The organism is Desulfomarina profundi (assembly GCF_019703855.1).
Lineage (GTDB): Bacteria > Desulfobacterota > Desulfobulbia > Desulfobulbales > Desulfocapsaceae > Desulfomarina > Desulfomarina profundi.
The window spans coordinates 3,888,473-3,901,172 of the sequence record NZ_AP024086.1; the positions used below are offsets into that span (position 1 = coordinate 3,888,473).

General features: G+C 47.6%; 11 protein-coding genes and 2 pseudogenes. 6 read left to right on the top strand and 7 right to left on the bottom strand.

The window, feature by feature from the left end:
* Positions 1-14 precede the first annotated feature (14 nt).
* The gene (locus LO777_RS17945) at positions 15-1,724 is read left to right on the top strand and encodes a DUF262 domain-containing protein (RefSeq protein WP_228855200.1); all 1,710 of its coding nucleotides are present in this window, start codon (positions 15-17) and stop codon (positions 1,722-1,724) included.
* Between the two features lie 16 nt (positions 1,725-1,740).
* A complete protein-coding gene (locus LO777_RS17950) occupies positions 1,741-3,813 on the top strand; it encodes a 3'-5' exonuclease (RefSeq protein WP_228855201.1) in 2,073 nt (690 codons plus the stop codon).
* Here the strand turns inward: LO777_RS17950 and LO777_RS21295 are convergent.
* On the bottom strand, positions 3,791-4,153 hold the full coding sequence (locus tag LO777_RS21295; RefSeq protein WP_407929167.1) for a HigA family addiction module antitoxin: 363 nt from the start codon (positions 4,151-4,153) through the stop codon (positions 3,791-3,793). The genes LO777_RS17950 and LO777_RS21295 overlap by 23 nt on opposite strands.
* A 20-nt stretch (positions 4,154-4,173) precedes the next feature.
* On the bottom strand, positions 4,174-5,199 hold the full coding sequence (locus tag LO777_RS17955; RefSeq protein ID WP_228855202.1) for a uroporphyrinogen decarboxylase/cobalamine-independent methonine synthase family protein: 1,026 nt from the start codon (positions 5,197-5,199) through the stop codon (positions 4,174-4,176).
* 180 nt (positions 5,200-5,379) lie between these two features.
* Between LO777_RS17955 and LO777_RS17960 the strand changes: the two genes are divergently transcribed.
* Complete coding sequence (locus LO777_RS17960) at positions 5,380-6,000, top strand: CBS domain-containing protein (RefSeq protein ID WP_228855203.1); 621 nt, start codon at positions 5,380-5,382, stop codon at positions 5,998-6,000.
* Positions 5,997-6,533: an HPP family protein gene (locus LO777_RS17965; RefSeq protein ID WP_228855204.1), complete on the top strand. Its 537-nt coding sequence runs from the start codon at positions 5,997-5,999 to the stop codon at positions 6,531-6,533. The genes LO777_RS17960 and LO777_RS17965 overlap by 4 nt, the downstream gene beginning before the upstream one ends.
* A gap of 97 nt (positions 6,534-6,630) precedes the next feature.
* Here the strand turns inward: LO777_RS17965 and LO777_RS17970 are convergent, their stop codons facing one another.
* Both LO777_RS17970 and LO777_RS17975 read right to left on the bottom strand, forming a co-directional pair.
* The gene (locus LO777_RS17970) at positions 6,631-7,116 is read right to left on the bottom strand and encodes an Lcl domain-containing protein (RefSeq protein WP_228855205.1); all 486 of its coding nucleotides are present in this window, start codon (positions 7,114-7,116) and stop codon (positions 6,631-6,633) included.
* A gap of 2 nt (positions 7,117-7,118) precedes the next feature.
* Entirely contained in the window at positions 7,119-7,700 is a 582-nt protein-coding gene (locus LO777_RS17975) for a TetR/AcrR family transcriptional regulator (protein ID WP_228855206.1), read from the bottom strand.
* A 122-nt stretch (positions 7,701-7,822) separates the two neighbouring features.
* On the opposite strand from LO777_RS17975, the gene recD2 reads away from it, so the two are divergent.
* On the top strand, positions 7,823-9,454 hold the full coding sequence (gene recD2 / locus LO777_RS17980) for an SF1B family DNA helicase RecD2 (RefSeq protein WP_329955621.1): 1,632 nt from the start codon (positions 7,823-7,825) through the stop codon (positions 9,452-9,454).
* A 38-nt stretch (positions 9,455-9,492) separates the two neighbouring features.
* Positions 9,493-10,287 carry an ATP-dependent DNA helicase gene (locus tag LO777_RS20805; protein WP_329955622.1) on the top strand — a complete coding sequence of 265 codons (795 nt, stop codon included), beginning with the start codon at positions 9,493-9,495 and terminating at the stop codon, positions 10,285-10,287.
* Positions 10,288-10,320: 33 nt separating this feature from the next.
* Here LO777_RS20805 and LO777_RS17985 read toward each other — a convergent pair whose 3' ends face one another.
* The 3 genes and pseudogenes from LO777_RS17985 to LO777_RS21305 all read right to left on the bottom strand — a co-directional run.
* On the bottom strand, positions 10,321-10,917 hold the full coding sequence (locus tag LO777_RS17985) for a sensor histidine kinase (protein WP_228855207.1): 597 nt from the start codon (positions 10,915-10,917) through the stop codon (positions 10,321-10,323).
* A 294-nt stretch (positions 10,918-11,211) separates the two neighbouring features.
* A pseudogene (locus tag LO777_RS21300) lies at positions 11,212-11,331 on the bottom strand (hypothetical protein); the annotation flags it as partial.
* Positions 11,332-11,768: 437 nt separating this feature from the next.
* Positions 11,769-12,629: pseudogene (locus tag LO777_RS21305) on the bottom strand (phosphate/phosphite/phosphonate ABC transporter substrate-binding protein); the annotation flags it as partial.
* Positions 12,630-12,700: the final 71 nt, after the last annotated feature.

Below are 12,700 nucleotides of genomic sequence, written 5' to 3' on the forward strand. Positions count from 1 at the left end.
CAGGAGAAAAAACCATGCCTGGAATGAATTTTAATACCACGAACAATACTTTTCGTCAGCTCATGGGAAATGGCCTTTTATACAGGGTGCCCCCTTTTCAACGTGATTATTCATGGTCAAACGATGAATGGGATGATCTCTGGCAGGATATCACTTCTCTTGGAACTGGTGATGCGGAATCCTCCCATTATATGGGATACCTGGTTTTGCAGTCTTCGGACAGTAAACGGTTTAATATTATTGACGGCCAACAGCGTATCACCACTCTCAGCATATTGGTCCTTGCCGCAATTGCTCTTTTGCAGGAATTGGCACAGGCTGATGAGACAAATCTGGATGATCAAAAACGGGCAGAACAATTACGTTCCAGTTATATCGGTTATCTGGATCCGGTCACTCTGATTCCCCAGGCAAAGCTCAGTCTCAACCGGCATAACGACCGTTTTTATCAAAACTATCTCGTTCCCCTTGAACGGTTACCGCAACGTGGATTGAACAGGTCAGAACATCTTTTGCGCAAAGCTTTCAACTGGTTCCGTGATCGTCTCAAAGCGGATATAGGGACAAAAGGTGAAGAAATAGTCAGATTTATTGACTCCATTGTTGATCTGATTTTTTTTACAGTCATCACTGTCACGGATGAATTGAATGCCTTTACCGTCTTTGAAACATTAAACGCCAGGGGAGTTCGCCTTTCTGCCACCGACCTTCTGAAAAATTATCTTTTTTCCGTTGTGAGCAAGGAAGGGGCCCATACAACAGAATTGCAAAATCTTGAAGAACGCTGGGAAGGTATTGTCGGGCTGCTGGGCAGTGAAAGTTTTCCGGAGTTCTTAAGAATATTCTGGAATAGTAGGCATAAACTGGTACGCAAATCACACCTGTTTAAAACTATCCGCAGGGCTATTGTTAAAAAAGGTGATGCCTTTTCATTGATTCGGGAACTGGATACCCATGCCCGAATTTATGCGGCACTTCGAAATCCTCAGGAAAGCTCCTGGAGCAGAAAAGAGCGTGATTATCTCAGGCAGTTACAAATGTTTAATGTCAGACAACCTCTTGCTTTGTTGCTTGCCGCCTATAATCGCCTGGGGGAAGAGAACCGTGAAGGGTTTACAAAAATTCTCAGAACAATAGCTGTTATATCCTTCCGCTATAATGTCATCTGTAATCATCCAAGCAATGAACAGGAAAAGATATACAATGCCATTGCGCAGAAGATATTTTCCGGAACCTTTGATTCGGCAGGGAACATTATTCCGGCTTTACAGCCGGTATATCCTGAAGACCGGATTTTTCGAACAGCTTTTAGTGAAAAGGAATTGCGAACGACCAACAGTCGAAACAAAAAAGTTGTCCGCTATATTCTTTTTGCCATTGAGCGTCATTGTTCTGGCAGCACCTTTGACTTTGAAAGTGCAACGTATAGCCTTGAACACATTTTGCCGGAACATCCAGAGAATGGCTGGGAGACATTTGATGACCAACTCCATTCCCGCTGCGTTTATCTTCTTGGCAACATGACCCTGCTTGCCACTGGAGAGAATCGGAATCTGGGAAATCAATCTTATCAGGAAAAAAGGACAATTTATTCGCTAAGCGAATTTCTTATCACCCAGGGAATCAGCAAACATTTTGATGAATGGACACCCGCCACTATCCGTTCACGGCAAAGCTGGATGGCAAAACAGGCCTGCTCAGTGTGGCATGTCTCATTTAGCTGAACAGAGGGAAAAACACATGGAATTTCGTATAGCCGACACATTTACCGACAGCCTGGCAAAACTGACAGGACGGGAGCAGAAAGCGGTGAAAACCACGGCCTTTGATTTACAGATGAATCCGGCCAATCCCGGCCTGAAATTTCATAGACTGGATAGGGTCAAAGACCCCAACTTCTGGTCAGTACGGGTTAATGCTGATATTCGTCTCATTGTCCACAAAACCTATTCCAGCCTGATGCTCTGTTACGTGGGGCACCATGATAAAGCCTACTCTTGGGCTGAGCGTCGTAAGCTGGAAACCCATCCTAAAACTGGTGCTGCTCAACTGGTTGAAGTCAGGGAATTGGTTAAAGAAATTATAGTTCCGAAATTTGTGGAAGAAGAACAGACTGCACCTGTCTCGCCGCCACTTTTCAGCAATGTCTCTGATGAAGAATTATTGAGCTATGGTGTGCCGGAGGAATGGCTGAATGATGTTCGGCTGGCAACTGAGGACTCTCTTCTTAACCTGGTGGAGCATTTGCCGGCTGAAGCGGCTGAGGCACTATTGGAACTTGCAGTGGGGGAGACACCGGCTATTCCGGAACTGGCCACCAGTCATGTTGATCCCTTCAATCACCCGGATGCCAGGCGGCGTTTCCGGGTGATGAGCAACGTCGATGAACTGGAACGTGCCCTTGAATACCCATGGGAGAAATGGACGGTCTTCCTTCATCCTGATCAGCGACAGATTGTTGAAAAGGAGTATAACGGGCCGGCTCGAGTTTCCGGTTCTGCTGGTACCGGCAAAACAATTGTTGCCCTGCACAGAGCCGTTTTTCTGGCTCGTAATCATCCGGATGCCAGGGTGTTGCTCACCACATTTTCAAACCCATTGGCCAATGCCTTGGAGACAAAACTGCGCCGTCTCATCAGCCATGAACCCAAGCTGGCTGAAAGGATAGATGTCCGGGACATAGCCACTATCGGCAAGCGGCTTTACGGGATGCACTGTGGGCCTGTCAACCTGGTATCGGAAGAAATGATGCAGGAGCTAATTGAGCAGGCTGGAAGTACGGTGACCGGGCATAAATTCAGTAATCAATTCTTATTGAGTGAATGGCGGGATGTTGTGGATGCCTGGCAACTTGGAAGCTGGGAGGATTATCGTGATGTTAAACGGTTGGGCCGAAAAACCAGGCTGCCGGAAAAGCAGCGGTGTGTCCTTTGGGAAATTTTTTCACATGTTCGTTCTGAATTGAAGAAGCACGGCTGGATAACATATGCCGGGATGTTCAACCGTGTGGCCAAGAAACTTAAGGGGAATAACAACCCTCCATTTGATTTTGTGGTGGTTGATGAGGCCCAGGATATCAGTGTGGCTCAGTTGCTTTTTATGGCGGCATTGGGTAGTGATCGCCTCAATGCTCTTTTTTTTGCCGGAGATCTTGGCCAGCGAATCTTTCAGCAGCCTTTTTCCTGGAAAGCATTGGGGGTAGATATTCGTGGTCGTTCCAGAACATTACGAGTCAACTATCGGACATCTCACCAGATCAGAATGCAGGCTGACCGCTTGTTGGCGCCTGAATTATCAGATGTGGATGGAAATTTGGAAAGAAGGGGTGGAACCGTTTCCGTATTTAATGGACCAAACCCGATTTTGAGAATACTCGATACTGAAAAAGATGAAATAAAGACAGTCGCCGACTGGTTGCGGGATTTGAAAAGCGATGGCATTCTCCCCGGTGAAATCGGGATTTTTGTCCGTTCGGAAAGAGAATTGGAGAGAGCAAGTGCAGCGGTTGAAGCGGCAGACTTGCCCTGCAAAATACTTGATGAAAAACTTGATATCAGGGGCGACGATATCTCTATCAGTACAATGCATCTGGCCAAGGGCCTTGAATTCCGAGTTGTTGTTGTCATGGCCTGTGACGATGAAGTCCTTCCCTCGCAGGAGCGCATAGAAACTGTTGCTGATGATGCGGATCTTGAAGAGGTTTATAATACGGAGCGACATTTGCTGTATGTTGCCTGTACCCGTGCCAGAGATCGTTTGCTGGTAACAGGTGTTGATCCTGCTTCTGAGTTCATTGATGATTTAATGGGATGATAGGCTGGTTGGCAGCTTCAAGGAAAAAAGCTTTTGAATTATTTGAAGGTTTTGTGACGAAATAGGAGTAAGATCTGCCATCAGCAGCTGCCTGCCATAGATCGCAGGCATCCTGTATGCGCAGCCAAACTACCGGATTCGTATCAAGGCATTGGGAAAGACGAAGGGCTATATCTACAGAAATACTGGTTTTGTCATTTAATAACCTGGACAGGGGGACGCGGGATATCCCAAGTTGTCGGGCAGGCTTGGTCCCATTGACACGTTCAGCCTTCAGGAAGTCTTCTTTTATGATTTCTCCAGGGAGGGCAGGAGAAGAGTGAGCCCAATCATAACACACCAACAGTTTTTTTTTAATTTTTAAAGAATTTTATATGTTTCCCGAAGCATATGTGACAGTTGGTTGGTCATTGAAAAGGCATTTTTGACAGTTTGCCCTTTGTCTGGGTTGACCAGGCAGCATGTTGCAGGTGACAACATGCTTTGGGCGATTATCTGCTCAATATCAATGCCTTTTTTGCCTAAGTGCTCCCATATTCCTTTCAGCTTCATGATGAGAAACCCAAGGCTTTCCTTGGCAAAAATTTCATAACCGGTTGGGACGATACCCCAGACCAGTATGCCGCCCCGATCGAGAAATTTCTTAATTGAACCAGCACAAGCTGCAAATATTTCTGCGTTGGTATAAATATCCAGCGAGAGAATATCCATGTCCAGGTTGAGGAGAAAATCCCAGTCCGGATTGCCACACAAATGAATACCACGTGGAGCGTCAACCATTGCGAAAAAATTATCCAAGTCCGTTTTGGCTTTTCGTTCCCCGTAACCGGACATTGCTGAAAAAATAAACTGCAGTCCGGGTTCATCAATGAACATAAAAGCGTTGGGATTGCGCTCTTTCAATCTGGTGAGCTGTATATTAATTCTCCTGGCCATGAATTCCATTAAAAAGGGCCTGATTGTATCATCAAAAAGGATAGGTCGATCGTCCTGATCAAGAACATTGAATCCAAAGCTGATGGGACCTTCCAGCTGACCGCGGATAGCCGGTCGATCGGCAAGATCTCTTGCTAAAAAGTCATGATAGACGACAGAATATTGTTCGCTGATATCAAAATACGTCGGGTCATCAAACCTGCCCATGGCCTCTTCAAACTCATCAATGAATTTGGTCATTGAAAAACCCAGCGTCTTTTTTTCCATGTCCAGGACAATGCCCGGAAAATGCTCGGCTGCCTGCACATACATATCTTCGTAATAGCTGAAATTTGGCAGTTGCGGCCAGAAGGGAACATCAAGAGAGAGGGCGAGATCAAGGGCCTGCTGTACATCTGTCTGCGGCATTACGGCCATTGCAGTGGTCAAGAGATTTCCGGGTATGGGCATGGGGTGTTTCCCTCTTTGTTGTGTTGCAGCCATTGATATAAGACAATAACCGTATAGAATTAAAGAGACCGAGATAATTTACAGTTATATGACATAAGTCAATTACATGGTACAAAAGTTTATGCTACCTGTAAGTGTATGGTACCATGTATTCAGGCATCATAAAAGGAGGAGAAAAACATGAAAGAAATACCTGGTGGGGAATTTAGATCAGTGGATATTTCTGAGAAGGATGTGGTCGAGGCAATGAAATCTATCTCCGGCTATATCGATATAACTCCGGGTGATTTCAAGGAAGTGTATCAGTCGGCCTATGCTCTGGCAATAAAACGGCTTCTGGACAGCATAACTGCTGATAAAATCATGACCAGGACAGTGATTTTTGTTGATCAGGAAATGGCTCTTGTCGAGGCATCAGACCTGTTGGCGGAAAAAAAGATTTCCGGCTGTCCCGTCGTCGGTAGCGAAGAAAAAATCGTTGGGGTTGTTTCCGAAAAAGATTTCCTTAAAGAGATGGGATTTGGCACTACACCCTCCTTTATGCAGTTAGCCACCCATTGCCTGAACAGTAAAAGCTGTATGATACGAAGACTACATAATAAAACCGTTGGTGATATCATGACAAAGCCACCGATAACTGCCGATTCAACAATGACCATCGGGGCCATCTCCACTCTTTTTGCCAAACATCAAATCAATCGGTTGCCGATTGTCGATAATAATGGACGGCCGATTGGCATGGTAACCCGTACTGACCTGGCACATTCCTATCATACCCTTGGGGAGAGGGAAAAATCATGAACTACTTTCAGAAAATGAGAGGTGGTGGAGAAAGTCCTCCGAAAGTTGGTGTGTTTGAAGTTCTCTGGTCCTGGATCGGCAGTTTTCTGGGAATCTCCGCTGTTGCCTTTGCCAACTATAAAATACTCGACCATACCGGCCTGATATTTATCATTGGTTCATTCGGTGCTTCCGCTGTCCTGATTTACGGCGCTATTCGCAGTCCTCTGGCCCAGCCGAGGAATCTTCTTGGCGGCCATATTCTTTCTGCTGTGATTGGAGTCACAGCCTTCCAGTGGCTGGGGTGGCAACCCTGGTTGGCTGCTGCCGTGGCTGTCTCCACGTCCATTGCTGTAATGCACCTCACAAAAACGCTCCATCCTCCGGGGGGAGCCACCGCCCTGATCGCTGTTATCGGTGGTGACAGCGTCCACAATCTTGGCTATCTCTACGTTCTGATGCCGGCAGCTCTGGGGGCAATTGTAATGCTTATTGTTGCTCTTCTGGTCAACAATATTCCAAAGAATCGAAGATATCCCGAATTCTGGTTCTAACAAGACAGATGTGAAACCACTTGAGGGAGATCGGGCAGGTGTATTCAGGACCTCTCAGCGGGGTGATAATTTTCATATAGTTCATAGACAATTTTGGTTAAGGGCGTACTGCCCGTACCAGTCCTTTTTTCTTGGGAATATACTGTCGTTCGGGATCACAGTTGTCATCCAGCTCCCAGGTGCCAACCCGTCCATCCATGTCCGGTTCGTCGGACCAGTAGTTTCCTTCTACCTTCATTTGGCAATTGCCATTGTTATGCAGGTCAAAGATGATGTACAGACCATAGAGTTCTGAAACTGTCGGTAGCCTCCAGTCAGTATAGCCCCCTTTCTCCAGAGCGTCAGTATATTTCTCGGCTTCTTCCAGGGATCTGATTGTCCTGCTGGTGTCCATCTGCCACATTTTTCCGGTTCTGGTATCCTGGCAAATACCATTGTCCAGTGTAATGAGTCTGTCACTCGCCCTGCGGCTTTTCTGATCTGTATGTCCGGCACACCCATTGAGGAGGAAAAGGAAGAGTATCCCGATGAAAAGATGATTTCTGTTGAGGTTCAGAAAGGTTGATTGTCTGCGTTCAGTCATGTTTACTCCGGTTCAAGCAGGGTTTTGATCGTGCGAATACACTGTTCCAGGGCCTGTCTGTTTTCATAAACCCTGGAGAGCATGATTCCGCCTTCGAGTATGGCAACAATTGAGGTGGCAAGGGCATCAACCGTTAGTTTTCCACTCAGTTGACCGGATTCTTCTGCCTTCTGCAGTTCGGTTCGCAGTTTTTTCGTCCAGAGGCCGAATACATCCTGCAGAATCTCGCCGAAACGGGGGTTGATACCGCTCATTTCCAGGGCGGTGTTGCCAAACAGACAGCCTCCGACAAAATGAGTCTGTTGCATAAGTTCCATAATGGCCTGGCAGGAAGTGATGATTTTTTCCATGGGATCATCACCACTCAGGGATCGGTCGAGAATGACGGAAAATTCTTGAGCGGCATCAAGGAGCACGGCAATGCCAAGTTCCTCCTTGGAGGGAAAATGATAGTAGAGGTTTCCCTTCTTTACCCCCGTGACGGCAATTATTTCGCTGACACTGGTATTTTGAAAACCCCTTACGGTAAATAGTTTTCGGCTCTCTTTTAAAATTCGTTTTCGGGTTTCTTTACCTTTATTCAATCCCGTACCTCGATAGTTCCTATACTGACCGTTCGGTACAAAATAGAGTAAAAGAAGAAATTTGTCAATAACCTTTCTCGATAGTACTTGTCAAAGACAGGGGAAGAGGGAAGAATGGGAGAATGGAGAAGATAACCGAAAAGATAAGCGGAATTGTTCAGCGGGTGACCTATCATAACCCCGACAGCGGCTGGTCGGTTTTGCGGGTTTCTCCATTTAACAGTCCGGGTCGGTTGGAGACCGTAACCGTGCATCAGACCCGGGTGTTTGCCGGTGCTACCATGGAGTTTCGGGGAAGCTGGATAATCCATTCCCGTTTTGGGAGACAGTTTCAGGCGGACGAGGCTGTCGAGAAAAAGCCGGCTTCTGCCGCCGCCCTTGAGAAATATCTCAGTTCCGGCCTGATTAAAGGAGTTGGTCCCAAGACGGCCGGCAGGATTGTCAGCTACTTCCGTGAAAAGACTCTCGACATATTTGAGAATGATATTGACAGACTTACCGAGGTTCCGGGAATTGCAAAAAAGAAACTGGCAATGATAAAGGAAGCCTGGCGGGAGCATCGCATGGTCCGTGAGGTGATGATGTTTCTCCAGGGTCACGGGATCTCCACGTTATTTGCGGTGAGGATCTATAAAAAATACGGGGACAGGGCAATCCAGCTTGTCAGTGAAGATCCCTATCGGCTGGCAGCGGATTTTTACGGCATCGGTTTTTTTTCGGCAGACAAAGTGGCCCTCAGTATTGGTTTTGCCCCGGACAGTCACAGGCGGATTGTGGCGGCCATAAGACATATCCTGGCTGCGAGCCGGGAGCAGGGGCATTGTTATCTCACCATTGGCCAGATCAGCCTTGACGTGGAAAAGCTCCTTGATTTCTCTCTTGGTGAAAGGCTTCTGGGAATATTGAATGAGATGGAGCGTGATAATCAGTTGCGTGTGCGGATTTTTCCTGCTGACAAAGGGGAAGAACAGCGTTGTTATTATTCAAAAACCCTTTACTATGATGAGGAATATGTGGCCCGCAGGATACGCTCAATGGCTGTCCGGCCCATGTTGTTGCCGGGAACGCTTTCTCCCTGGATCGAGAAATATTGCCGTGAAGCGAAGCTGGCCCTCAGTGATGAGCAGGTGGCTGCTGTCCGTTCTGTAGCCTGCAGTCATTTTGCTGTTCTCACCGGAGGACCTGGATGTGGAAAGACAACGACAACGCTGGTCATTGTCCGTCTGCTTGAGGCGCTGGGAAAAAGGGTGCTGCTGGCGGCGCCCACCGGGCTGGCGGCCAAGCGGATGAGTGAGGTCATCGGCCGGGAGGCAAAGACCCTGCATCGTCTTCTTGAATTCCAGGGTGGTGGTTTCAAACGCAGTGAAGAGCAGCCCCTGCGGGGGGATTTTCTTATTGTGGACGAATGTTCAATGCTGGATATTTCCCTCACCGCCTCCCTGCTCAGGGCTGTACCCGATGGTTGCCAGGTACTCTTTATCGGTGATGCCGACCAGCTTCCCTCGGTGGGACCGGGAAACGTTCTGCGGGATATTCTCTCTTCAGGAGTAGTGGCCTCATGTCATCTCACCCGGGTGTTTCGACAGGCGCGCAAGTCAAAAATTATTGAGTATGCCCATCAGATCAACAAGGGTGAGATTCCCCGGATTACTTCCCCTTTAAAAGGCCGGATGTATGGCATGGAGAAACGGACTGTATCTTCCTGGATTCCGATGAGGCCACTCGTGAACAGCTTGGATTTATTGCCAGGGTGAAAAGGAATTTCCAGATAAAAACAGAGGAGTTCGAAGGTTTGAGCAGTGGAGGAGACGGGTTTGTTTTCAGAACAAATGAGATGATCACTTCCGCCTGGGAGAAGGATTTTGTGATTCCCGAAAAATTCAGACATGTGGATCTGCAGAAAATCAGGCAGGCTGAGGGTGCAGTGGAGGAGCTGAAAGCGGTGCTGGCAAAAATTCACCCCTGGTCCAGCCTGCACTATGGTCTGGGCGGGGTTGACACGGTGGTTCGTCTCTATATTGACTGGATTCCGAAATATATGGGAAAAGATACCGAAATCCAGATCCTCTCACCCATGACCCGTGGAAGCCTGGGTACGGCAAATCTCAACAGGGTGATCCAGGAGGCTGTCAATCCTGCGACGAAGGGAAAGGCTCAGCTCCAGGTGGGGGAAAGAATTTTCAGGGAGGGAGACCGGGTGATTCACCGCCGAAACAACTATGACCTGGCCGTCTTCAATGGTGATATCGGCAGGATCGTTTCCATCGATAACTCGGCTCTAACCTGCATGGTTGCTTTTGCCCAGGATGATCGTCGAGTGCTCTACCAGCGGGATGATGTCCTGGAACTCGACCTGGCCTATGCCATAACTATCCATAAATCCCAGGGAAGTGAATTCCAGGCGGTAATTCTTCCCGTGTTGACCCAACATTTCAAGATGCTGTTTCGTAATCTTATCTATACGGGATTGACCAGGGCGAAATCCATGGCCGCCTTTGTGGGGACGAGAAGGGCACTGGCTATGGCAGTCCGGCAGCAGGACAGCAGCAGAAGACAGACCGGCCTGGCAGATCTTTTGATGGATTGATGGAATTCATTCACTTTTAAAAAAGGCCGGGATTCAGGTGACAGGAAGTTTGATGATAAACTCTGTCCCTCTGCCGAATTCCGTAGTAAAATCAATGGTACCGCCATGTTTTTCAGTAATGACATCATGGCTGATCGCCAGTCCCTGCCCTGTGCCCTTTCCTACCATTTTTGTGGTATAGAAGGGATCGAAGATCCTTGGCTGTGCCTCTTCCGGGATGCCGGTCCCCGTGTCACGGATACGCAGTTCCACATGGTTGTCCTTTTTCCGGGTGGCAATGGTTATGGTTCCCTTACCGCCTTCCGGGGTTTCTCCCAGTTTTTCACCAATGGCATGGGCCGCGTTGATAATCATATTGAGGATAACCTGGCCCATTTCATCGGACAGGAGTGGCAGTAGAGGCAGGTCCGGGTCGAGATCAAATTCAACCTCGGCTACGTATTTCCATTCATTACGGGCGACAGTCACTGTTGTTTCGATTATCTTATTCAAATCCTTGGGTTCTTTTTCCCTGCTCCCGGGGTGGGAAAATTCCTTCATGGCGAGAACGATGGAACTGACACGTTTGACACCCTCCCTGGATTGCCTGATTGCCTGGGGGATTTCCTCGGCCAGGTATTTCCAGTCCATGGTTTCAAGTGCTTGGTCAATTGTCTCCCTGACGTTTTTTGAGCTGTTGCCGGCGAGTTGCTGCATCTGTTCAACGAAGACTGCCAGATCATCAAAAACCTCATCCAGGAAGTTGATGTTTGTTCCAATGAACTGGGTCGGTGTATTGATTTCATGGGCAATACCTGCGGCAAGCTGTCCAACCGATTCCAGTTTCTGGGCATGGAGGAGCTGGGACTGCAGGCTCTCCTTCTTCCGTGTTTCTTCAATTCGTTGTGTAATATCGCGGACAATGGCCACAAATCGCCCACCAAGGTTTTGTGAAGAAACATACTGAAGAAAAACTTCCACAGGAATGAGTTGTCCATCTTTGGCCTTGTGATTTGTGGTGAAGGTAATTGAATCTTTTTCCCCCTGAGCAGTGGCGCTATAAATTTTCTGAAATTTTCTTTTGAAAAATCAGGTTTGATATCCAGGGGGGTCATGTTCAGTAGCTCTCCAAGCGTGTACTTAACCTGGTTTATAGCACCCCGGTTAACATAGATGAATCGCAGGGTATCCGGCTCAAACATGAAAACACAGTCAAGGATCTGGTCCAGGCTGAGTTTAAACTGCTGCAGTTTTTCGCTCATTGTTTTGTTGTTCTCGAGTTCACGGTCAAGGGAAATCATGGTTGTTTTCAGGCGTCGATTGAGCAGCAGAACAGATATCATGGCAACGATTGCCCCGGTGAGGGTTATTCCGATAAGGGTAAATTCAATCCAGTGTTGGCGAAATGATGCCTTCCAGGTAATGATACCGTAGTGTTCATAGGGGGCAATGTGGAGAGTTTTCAGGCAGGTATGGACTGACTGGTAATTGTGGGCAATTGTCCAACCGCCAATGGAAGCAGCACTGGCAGCCCTGTGTTGCGGAGAAAGCTGCAGCAGGGCAATAGTTACCTGTTCTGCCAGATTTTTGTCGACATGGCGGAGGGTAGCCATTGGCCACTCCGGATAGAGGGCGGTGGTCAGCAGAAAAGGAAAGTGTGCTGTATCACTTTTTTCTTCCAGGATTTTGTAGGTTTTAAGATTGATTTTTCCTTCTGCCGCCATGCGTTCCAGGGTGTCGGACCGGATTGTGCCGCCATCGACAAGTCCATCCCGGACCGCGTAGACCACAGCATCGTGGGTTCCTCCAAACTGAAGGGAACTGAAATCCCTGGACGGTTTCAGCCCATGGGACAGGAAATGGTACCAGGCAGCTATCCATCCTCCGAAAGAATGTTTGTCTACCGCCATGAACCGTTTCCCACGGAGGTCTTCGCAATCTGTGATATCATTGCGGTCTTTTCTTGAAAAAATTACTCCTCCGAAACGGGTTGTGGTTTTTCGGAATTTCAGGTTTTTCATGGTCGCGATTCTTTCGACACCGAAATTGTGTTCCAACTGTACATAGTAGGCGGGATTTGTCAGGATGAAATCAATTTGATTCTTTTCTACTGCCGGATAGATTTCGTTGAAATCCAGTGGTATCACAGTGAATTTGAAATTATCTATGGTTCTGGAAAGATACTCTGCTGTCGGGGTCCATTTTTTCAGCGCCTGTTTTTTCCCTCGTTTTGCGAGGATGCCGATTCTGACAGAAGTATCGGCGGCCATGACTTTTTGAGAAAGGGGTAGAAAAATAAGGAACATTGCTGTAACCCAGGCAAGGAAATTTATACGGCATAAAGAAAGGAATTGAGTTTTCATATCACCCGACCATAAGTTGGATTTCCTGTAACTGTGTATATTTTACAGTATACATGTGTCAGGCGTGTTGT

Excerpts from the sequence above, each read along its gene's own strand:
- LO777_RS17965 (WP_228855204.1), top strand. The coding sequence starts at position 5,997 with ATGAACTACTTTCAGAAAATGAGAGGTGGTGGAGAAAGTCCTCCGAAA.
- LO777_RS17945 (WP_228855200.1), top strand. The coding sequence starts at position 15 with ATGCCTGGAATGAATTTTAATACCACGAACAATACTTTTCGTCAGCTC.
- LO777_RS17955 (WP_228855202.1), bottom strand. The coding sequence starts at position 5,199 with ATGCCCATACCCGGAAATCTCTTGACCACTGCAATGGCCGTAATGCCG.
- LO777_RS17985 (WP_228855207.1), bottom strand. The coding sequence starts at position 10,917 with ATGGACTGGAAATACCTGGCCGAGGAAATCCCCCAGGCAATCAGGCAA.
- LO777_RS17970 (WP_228855205.1), bottom strand. The coding sequence starts at position 7,116 with ATGACTGAACGCAGACAATCAACCTTTCTGAACCTCAACAGAAATCAT.
- recD2 (WP_329955621.1), top strand. The coding sequence starts at position 7,823 with ATGGAGAAGATAACCGAAAAGATAAGCGGAATTGTTCAGCGGGTGACC.
- LO777_RS17950 (WP_228855201.1), top strand. The coding sequence starts at position 1,741 with ATGGAATTTCGTATAGCCGACACATTTACCGACAGCCTGGCAAAACTG.
- LO777_RS17960 (WP_228855203.1), top strand. The coding sequence starts at position 5,380 with ATGAAAGAAATACCTGGTGGGGAATTTAGATCAGTGGATATTTCTGAG.